This window comes from Streptomyces albidochromogenes (genome assembly GCF_005981925.1).
Classification (GTDB): domain Bacteria; phylum Actinomycetota; class Actinomycetes; order Streptomycetales; family Streptomycetaceae; genus Streptomyces; species Streptomyces albidochromogenes.
Genome location: NZ_VBVX01000296.1, coordinates 1 through 7675, shown reverse-complemented (window position 1 = coordinate 7675; position 7675 = coordinate 1). Strand labels below are relative to the sequence as shown.

Below are 7675 nucleotides of genomic sequence, written 5' to 3'. Positions count from 1 at the left end.
GCCTGCCCCGGCAGGAGCCCGGCGCCCGCCCGGCCCGCGCGCTGCCCTACGCGCCGTACGTGGACGGCGCGGTCAACACCGCCGACGGCCGGATCGCCCTCACCTTCAGCCCGGGCGCGAAGGCCGGCGCGCAGTTCTACGTCACGTCGGCGAACCGCACCGACGCGCCGTGGACGTACACCGCCGAGGCCGGCAAGAAGATCTCCGACACCTGGAACTCGGCGTACTCCAAGGGCACGCACCACCTCACGGTGCACGGCCCCAACGGCTTCCTGCGCACCTTCCGCAGCCCCGCCAAGACCGCCTGCCCCGAGGCCACCGCCCGCCACAACGCGACCACCGGCAACCTCGACCTCACGCTGACCAACCCGGGCGCCACCACCGCCCGCCTCACGGTCACCAACGCCTACGGCGGAGCGCCGCAGACCTTCACCGTCCGCGCGGGCGCCACGGTCACGCACGCGGTGGATCTGCGCGCCACCAAGCGCTGGTACGACGTGTCCGTGGTCTCCGACACGAACACCACCTTCCTGCGCCGCTTCGCCGGCCACGTGGAGACCGGCGCCCCCGGCGTGAGCGACCCGGCCACGCTCACCGCCTGACGGACCCGGGGGTGGGGCGGGCCCTGCCCCCGGCCTTCCGCCCGCGCGGGTACGGCCGGCCGGTCCCGCGAGCCGGCGACCCCGGCACCAGGGGCCGGTGCGCGGATCTACACCCGGTCCAGCTCGGCCGCGCGCCGCCTGCTGACGTACGCGAGCATCGCGGGATCGGCGCCGACGGCCACCGGGTGCCCCACGCAGTCGAGCATCGGCAGATCGGACGCGTGGTCGCCGTACCCGTAGCAGTCCGCCGGGTCGATCCACGGGCGGGCCGCCAGCAGCTCGCGCACCGCGGCCGCCTTCGCCTCGCCGATCATGGGCTTCTCGACCTCACCGGTGTACCGGCCGTCGCGCACCACGGGCCGGGTGCACAGCAGGTGGCGGGCCCCGACCTCCGCCACCACGGGGTTGAGCACGGCGTCGAACGAACCGGAGACCAGGACGATCTCCGCCCCCTGCGCGCGGTGCGCGCGCAGGGCGTCACGCGTGCTCTCGATGTAGAGCCCCGCCGCGTTCCGCTCGGCGTACCAGCGGGCGCCCAGCTCGTGGACCCCGGCGACCGGGTCGCCGGCGAAGTGGGAGTAGTACGCGCGGTTGATCTCCTCGCGCGGCACGCCCTCGTCCGCCTTCCGCTGGAGCTCGGCCCGGATCCGGGCGTACTCGGTGGCGCCGTACGGGCCGTGCTCGGCCACCAACTGGAACCGCATGAACTCGAACATGCTCTTGCAGTTGATGAGGGTCTCGTCCACGTCGGCGAAGACCAGGTACGGGGGAGTGGGCATCGCCGCACTCTCCTTTCGCATGGAAAGATTTGCTGAAGCAATGGTTGCTATCGCGCTGCCCGGGGCCCGGACCATGGCGCGGCGTCGCAGCGCCGCGGCCGTGATCCGGAACCCTGGGATAAACCGGCGTCACCGCGTATTTCGAGAAAGCGTTCCCTGCTTGCCGGTGCGGCGGAACGCGGCGCGAAGGAAAAGGCCGCAAGCCTTCCTTCGAAAAGGCGGTAAGCATTCATTCTCTCGCTGCTTTCACTCGAAGCGGTCCGGTGGTGGCCGGCTCAGCGCCGCATCAGCGCCGCGCCGGTGGCCATGCCCCCGCCGAAGGCGAGCAGCAGCACCAACTCCCCCTCCGCGATGGCGTCCTGGCGCAGCGCGTGGTCCAGCGTGATCGGCACGGAGGCCGAAGCCGTGTTTCCGTACCGGTCGATGGTGCGGTGCACCGTGACGTCCCGGGCGAGATCCAGGGACGGCACGAGCGCGTCGAGCATCACGCCGTTGGCCTGGTGCGCGACCAGGTGCCGCACCTGCCGCCCGTCGACGCCCCGGTCGGCGAGGAACCCCTTGACCGCGAGGGGCACTTCGGACATGACGAAGTCGCGCACCCCGCCGCCGTCCATGCGGAACGCGTCGCCGTGCTCCCGGTGGATCAGATGCCCCAGGTGTCCGTGGCTGCGCAGCTGGGTGGCCAGGATCGAGCCGCGGCCGGAGTCCTCCGCCGGGCCGATGACCGCCGCGCCGGCCCCGTCGCCGAACAGGACCACGGTGCGGTGGTCGGTCCGGTCCAGGATGCGCGAGTAGATGTCCGCCCCGATGACCAGCGCGTACCTGCCGGCGTCACCGGTCGCCAGCATGCCGCGCGCGGTCGCCAGGGCGAAGAGGAACCCCGTGCACACGCCGTTGACGTCCAGCGCCGCGGCTCCGGTGGCGCCGAGCGCCGCCTGCACGGCGGTCGCGGTGGGCGGCTGGGACCGGTCGGGCGTCGAGGTCGCCAGCACGACGAGGCCGAGCTGCTCGGGCTGGATGCCGGCCCGCTCGATCGCCTGCCGCCCGGCGGCGACGGCGGCGTCCGCGGTGGTCGTCCCCGCGTCGGCCCAGCGCCGCTCGACGACCCCGGTCTTGCGGGTGATCCACTCGCTCGGGCCGCCGGTCTCCGCGACCGCCTCCGCGTTGCTCACCACCCGCTCGGGCACCCAGGCGCCCGTGCTGATCAGTGTGGTCATCGCGACGCCTCCTGCTCCAGGGCGCGCGAGGCGACGGGCATCAGGTTGGTGAGCAGAGCCACCAGGGTCCCGATGATGAGCAGGGTGAAGTGCACCATCTGCACGGGGCCGAGGTGCAGCCAGTAGCCGAAGTACAGGCCGCTGATCAGGAAGCCGGCGAAGAGCAGCAGGAACGGCACCAGCGAGTGGTTGACCTGGCGTACGTACGTGAAGAGGCCGAGCGACGGCGCGCGCAGCAGGCGTACGCCGGTGGCGACGGCCCGCCACATCAGGGCGACCGTGCCGAGCTGGTAGACGATCACGGCTATGAGCGCCGGGGCGGCCAGGCCGTTGGGCAGGGCGCGCGCCTCCAGGCCGTTGCCGCGGACCGGGTCGTCGATCAGCGCCTGCATGTTCATGGTGGCCTGGAGGAGGGCCTTGTTCGTACCGAAGTCGGTGATGTTGTTGATCGCGATGAGGGTCAGCCAGGCGGTGACACCGGCCAGCAGCACCACGGTGAGCAGGAGCAGCCCGCTGCGGCTGTGGACCGGCGCGGTGTGCTGTTCTTCGCTCCGGCTGAGGGTGGTCGAACTCATGGGATTTCTCCGTTGGTTGGCGGGTCGTGCCGTGCGGTCGGGCCGGGCGGTCAGGCCGTGCGGGCCGCGGCCGGCTCGGGCGCCGCGCCGTTGAGTACGTTCGCCACCGCTTCCCCTGCCAGGCGGTGCTCCTTGGGGCCGAGGCGGTCGGCGTCGTACGCGGTGAACTTGATCCGGGCGTGCGCCGCCCGGGTGCCCGCCTGGTGGAGCTCCAGGTCCACGGTGAACTTCAGGCGCGCCGGGTCGCTCGTGTCGGACTCGACGACCGTGCAGGTGATGTCCGCGTCCAGCGGGAAGAGGAAGTTGTCGAAGCTGATGTCCATGCCGTGCCAGATGTAGTAGTGGCGCAGCTCCGGCCACTGGGCGGCGACGAACTTCTCGCAGAAGGCGATGAACATCTGGCGGAACGCCTCGATGGCGACCATGCCCTGGACGTGCTCACCGGTCTGGTGGTCGAGCAGCAGCTCGTTGTCGGAGTGCAGCCGGAGCGTGGCGCGGTACGTGTCCTCGCCCTGCTGCTGGAGGCCGGCGAGCAGGACGTTCGCCTCGCGGTTCTTGTGGGCCTCGGCGCGCGGGACGACGACCGGGTTGTTGGGCTGCGTGAGGATCTTGCGGGAGAGGCCGGCTCTCTCCAGCGCGGCCCGGACGTACTCGCGGTCGAAGTCGTTGACGCCCTGCCCCTCCCAGAGCAGGAGCGGGGTCGCCAGGTCGTCGTACGCGCCGGAGGTGACGGCGGAGACGAAGCCGCTGACGGTGCGGACGGCGTCGTGCTTGGCGAAGGAGCTGAAGCGGTCCCCGACGAGGCAGACGCTCTGCAGAAGGTGCTCGGACATGGGTCCTCCGAAGGATTCGGGTGATTCAGGCCGTGCGGATGCGGTGCGGCACGGCACGGCCGGCGCATGAGGATGTGAGAAGGCGGGGAACGGTGGTGAGAGGCCGCGCGAAACCCGGGCGCGTCAACGGGCCCGGGTGTGCGTCGGCGGGTGAATCTCCCCGGACCCGCGGCGAATCGGAGGGGTCAATTCCGATTGCTGAAGGGCGAGTTGTGCCGGAGAGAGATGATGTGTACGATTTCAGGGGACACCGGTGGTCTGCGACCGGAACGGTCTACGACCGCGGCGGGCGGTGAATCAACGCGCCATTACGTCGGTGTCGGCAACACTCAGTACACATGAAATACATATTTCCCCCCGGCTATATGTCTACGCGTTCCCCCGCCGCGAGGCCATTCCTGCGGCCCCGCGACAGGTTGAACACTGCCAAACATCTAGTTGGTTGACAACCTCCTTCAGGGTGACCCACGCCACAGCCTTTGCGAATGCTAGGAAGTTCGCCGGAGGTTCACCGTCTCGTGGGGGCGGGCCGGGGCGGTCGCCTCCTTCGCCCGCGTCCGTCAGCTTCCGGCCTGTCCCACCTGCTCGGCCGCCATCCGGCCGGCCAGCTCCACCACGCATGCGCGGACGACCGGACCCAAGTCCTCGGCGTCCACCCGTGATCCGACGATGAGGCGGGACAGCTGCGGTACGGCGCTCGGCCAGGCGGCCAGGCCGATGAGCGACAGCAGCATCACGGCCGCCTGCGGCCCCGAGGCGATGCCCAGGCGCTCGGCCAGCGCGTCCACCTTCAGGGAGTAGCCCTCGGCCCGGTCCTGCTCGCCGGCGATCGACGGTTCCCGCTGGTGCAGGGCCTCCCACAGGAGCAGCCGCAGGAGTTCCGGCCGCTCGCGGTGGAAGTCGTACACCGAGCCCACCCACTGGGCCACGTCGTCGCCCGGCTTGCCCACCGATTCGGTGAGTTCGTCCATGGCCGCGCCGACCGTGGCCGCGAAGAGGCCCTCTTTGCTGCCGAAGTGGCCGTAGACCCGCTCCTTGTTGACCCCGGCCAGCTCCGCGATGCGGTCGACCCGGGCGCCCGCCACCCCCAGGGCGGCGAACTCCTGGCGGGCCGCCCCCAGGAGCTTCTGCTTCGTCACTGCTGTGTCTCTAGCCATGGGGCCAGATTACCCAACCGAATAGTTGGGACTCGTTGACATCCAACTGGTTGGTTGGTTCTATGTTCGCCATGACCACCGACTCGACCGTCACGCCCGCGGCGACGCCGCTGCGTGAGACCAAGCCGGCCAGGGCAACGCCCTCGCCCCGATCCGAGGCCGCGCCCGGCGCCGTTCCCGGGGCCGCCTCCTTCCTCCGGACCGTGCCGGCCCTGTGCGCGGTGGGCGTCCTGATCGTCGGCCAGCTCTACACCGTGCTCCCCGTACTCGGACAGCTCGCCGACTCGTGGTCCACGACCGCGTCCGCCGCGGGCTGGACCACGACCGCTTTCGGCTTCGGGTACGCCGCCGGATTCCTCTTCTGGGGCCCGCTGTCCGACCGCTTCGGACGCCGCAACCTGATCGTGCTCGGCCTGCTCCTCACCGCGCTCACCACGGCCGCCGTCGCCGCCGCCCCCAACCTGGCGGTGGGCTGCGCCATCCGCGTCGTACAGGGCCTGACCGCGGCCACCTTCGCGCCACCGGCCTTCGCGTACATCGCCGAGCGCATAGAGCCCCACCGACGCGTGGCCGCCATGACCTGGCTGACCAGCTCCTTCCTCTCCGCGGGCGTACTGGGCCAGGTGTACTCGCAGTCCGTGGCCGACGCCCTCAGCTGGCGTGCGGTCTTCCTGATCTGCGCGGCCGGCATGATCGGCGGCGCGCTGCTGCTGCGCACGGTGCTGGACGCGGACCGGACCGCCGCCACCACCTCGTCCCTCGACGCCTACCGCGCGATGGGCAGGCTCCTGACCAGGCCGTCCCTGGTCCTGCTCCTGCTGGCGACGGTCACGCTGCTGTGCGGCTTCGTCGCCGTCTACACCGGCCTCCAGGTGGCGGGCCCCGCCGGCCTCGCGGGCGACCCCGACACGATGCTCCTGCTGCGCGCCAGTTCGCTGCCGGCCATGGTGCTCGTACCGCTGGTGACGCCGTTCCTCGTACGGCTGCCTGCCGTCGGCCGGGTCGTCGGCGCGCTGCTGCTGGCCGCGACGGTGAGCGCCGGATCGGCGCTGCTCTCACGCGGCGCCGACATCGACGTCGTCCTGCTGGCCGCCCTGCTGTTCGTCTTCGTGTTCGGCATCGCGGTCACGGCCCCGGCGCTGGTGGAGGCCATCGGCTCGCAGGCGGGCCCGGCCCGCGGCGCGGCGGTGGCCCTCTACACCTTCGCCCTGTTCATCGGCGCCAGCGTCGGCCCGCAACTGGCCACGGCGGCGGGGAACAGCGCCACCGTCTTCGCGGTGATCGCCGGCGTGCTCGGCACCGGCGCGGTACTGGCCGCGCTCGGCCACCGCGTACGCCGCTGACCACCCGCACCACAAGGAAGGGAACCGATCAGCCATGAGATACGGCATCCTCACCGCGGCTCTGGCCCTCGGCGGAGCCTGCGCCCTGGGCGCGGCGGTACTGGTCACCGCCGACGCCGGCGACCCGGTCAGGGCGTCCGCCGCGCCCACCGCCACCTACTCGACAGGCCCGAAGGAGAAGAACGTGAAGCCGGTAGCCAAGGGCAGCGAGAGGGCCAAGGCCGCCACGAAGCAGTCCAAGGACGCCCTGGCCGCGGCGGGCCTGACGGTCCCCGAGGGCTGGCACCCGGCCCAGATCCGGGCCGAGCGCCACGAGGACCGGCCCGTGACCGTGGTCCGCTACGAACAGGACACCACCCGGGACCTCGGCGGCGAGCACATCACGACCGTCGTCGACGCCGAGGGCACCCTGTACGGCTACACGCGGATGACGGTGGCCGGCGCCAAGACGCCCGTACCGGCCGACGACGAGGCACGGAAGACGGCCTTCGACTGGCTGCGCGACTTCGCGCCCGAGCACGCGGACGGCCTGTCGGTCCAGTGGGTGGACCAGCACGACGAAGAGGTGCGCGACAAGGCGGGGGCCGCCCACACGGTCTCCGGCGCCAAGGTGAAGACGCACCACGAGAACGGCCTCTACACCTGGATGATCGTCGACGGCGACGGCGACATCATCACGTACGAACGGGACGTCCGCTGGGACGGCGCCGCGAACCGCCGCGCGACCCAGATGTGGCTGCACGACAAGTGGATCGCGGCCCGCGAAGGCAGCGGCCCGCAGCCCCCTTCCCCGTACGCACAGGCCTGACCCTCCTCCCGAAAGGCAGCAGACGATGACGACCGCCATGATGACGACGACCGCCGGGCAGCAGGACGCCACGACCAGAAGACAGACGGCCGCCTGCAACTGCGGCTGCGAGATAGCGCTCTGGTCGATGCCGGAGGGCACGGCGGACCACTGGGAGTGCACGACCGACCGGTAGTACGACGTACGTCCCCGGCGCACCCCCACCACCGCCCGAGTGCTCCGGCGTCCCACGGGACCTCCGCCCGGGTGGCCCACCGCTGACGCACCCGCGACGGGCCACCCTCCTCCCCACATGGGTGGCCCCGGGTCCCATCCGCGACGGGCCACCCTCCTCCCCACACGGGCGGCCCCGGGCCACACC

9 protein-coding genes are annotated in these 7675 nt (G+C 71.6%); 4 read left to right on the top strand and 5 right to left on the bottom strand.

Translation table 11 applies throughout. From position 1 onward, the window contains the following. Window positions 1–602: phospholipase domain-containing protein (locus E2E34_RS27835; RefSeq protein ID WP_138904654.1), on the top strand; the 602-nt coding region annotated here is incomplete at its 5' end. Window positions 603–709: 107 nt separating this feature from the next. Here E2E34_RS27835 and E2E34_RS27830 read toward each other — a convergent pair. From E2E34_RS27830 to E2E34_RS27810, 5 genes are all read right to left on the bottom strand, one after another. Next, the gene (locus tag E2E34_RS27830) at window positions 710–1381 is read right to left on the bottom strand and encodes an HAD family hydrolase (protein WP_244316174.1); all 672 of its coding nucleotides are present in this window, start codon (window positions 1379–1381) and stop codon (window positions 710–712) included. A gap of 275 nt (window positions 1382–1656) precedes the next feature. After that, window positions 1657–2598, bottom strand: coding sequence for a 3-oxoacyl-ACP synthase III family protein (locus E2E34_RS27825; protein WP_138904652.1), 942 nt, complete (start codon window positions 2596–2598; stop codon window positions 1657–1659). Next, the gene (locus E2E34_RS27820; RefSeq protein WP_138904651.1) at window positions 2595–3173 is read right to left on the bottom strand and encodes a DUF2165 family protein; all 579 of its coding nucleotides are present in this window, start codon (window positions 3171–3173) and stop codon (window positions 2595–2597) included. Before E2E34_RS27820 ends, E2E34_RS27825 begins: the two co-directional genes overlap by 4 nt. A 50-nt stretch (window positions 3174–3223) precedes the next feature. Continuing rightward, entirely contained in the window at window positions 3224–4006 is a 783-nt protein-coding gene (locus E2E34_RS27815; protein ID WP_138904650.1) for an AfsA-related hotdog domain-containing protein, read from the bottom strand. Window positions 4007–4566: 560 nt separating this feature from the next. Then, complete coding sequence (locus E2E34_RS27810; RefSeq protein WP_138904649.1) at window positions 4567–5163, bottom strand: TetR/AcrR family transcriptional regulator; 597 nt, start codon at window positions 5161–5163, stop codon at window positions 4567–4569. 71 nt (window positions 5164–5234) lie between these two features. Here E2E34_RS27810 and E2E34_RS27805 point away from each other — a divergent pair, with 71 nt between their 5' ends. The 3 genes from E2E34_RS27805 to E2E34_RS35675 are packed head-to-tail and all read left to right on the top strand — an operon-like array spanning window position 5235 to window position 7489. Beyond that, on the top strand, window positions 5235–6506 hold the full coding sequence (locus E2E34_RS27805; RefSeq protein WP_138904648.1) for an MFS transporter: 1272 nt from the start codon (window positions 5235–5237) through the stop codon (window positions 6504–6506). Between the two features lie 34 nt (window positions 6507–6540). After that, entirely contained in the window at window positions 6541–7314 is a 774-nt protein-coding gene (locus E2E34_RS27800) for a hypothetical protein (RefSeq protein WP_138904647.1), read from the top strand. A 25-nt stretch (window positions 7315–7339) separates the two neighbouring features. After that, a complete protein-coding gene (locus E2E34_RS35675; protein ID WP_167518403.1) occupies window positions 7340–7489 on the top strand; it encodes a hypothetical protein in 150 nt (49 codons plus the stop codon). Window positions 7490–7675 lie beyond the last annotated feature (186 nt).

What these genes read in the sequence shown, in the direction of transcription:
- E2E34_RS27830 (WP_244316174.1), bottom strand. Translation starts at nt 1,381, where the DNA reads ATGCCCACTCCCCCGTACCTGGTCTTCGCCGACGTGGACGAGACCCTC.
- E2E34_RS27825 (WP_138904652.1), bottom strand. Translation starts at nt 2,598, where the DNA reads ATGACCACACTGATCAGCACGGGCGCCTGGGTGCCCGAGCGGGTGGTG.
- E2E34_RS27820 (WP_138904651.1), bottom strand. Translation starts at nt 3,173, where the DNA reads ATGAGTTCGACCACCCTCAGCCGGAGCGAAGAACAGCACACCGCGCCG.
- E2E34_RS27815 (WP_138904650.1), bottom strand. Translation starts at nt 4,006, where the DNA reads ATGTCCGAGCACCTTCTGCAGAGCGTCTGCCTCGTCGGGGACCGCTTC.
- E2E34_RS27810 (WP_138904649.1), bottom strand. Translation starts at nt 5,163, where the DNA reads ATGGCTAGAGACACAGCAGTGACGAAGCAGAAGCTCCTGGGGGCGGCC.
- E2E34_RS27805 (WP_138904648.1), top strand. Translation starts at nt 5,235, where the DNA reads ATGACCACCGACTCGACCGTCACGCCCGCGGCGACGCCGCTGCGTGAG.
- E2E34_RS27800 (WP_138904647.1), top strand. Translation starts at nt 6,541, where the DNA reads ATGAGATACGGCATCCTCACCGCGGCTCTGGCCCTCGGCGGAGCCTGC.
- E2E34_RS35675 (WP_167518403.1), top strand. Translation starts at nt 7,340, where the DNA reads ATGACGACCGCCATGATGACGACGACCGCCGGGCAGCAGGACGCCACG.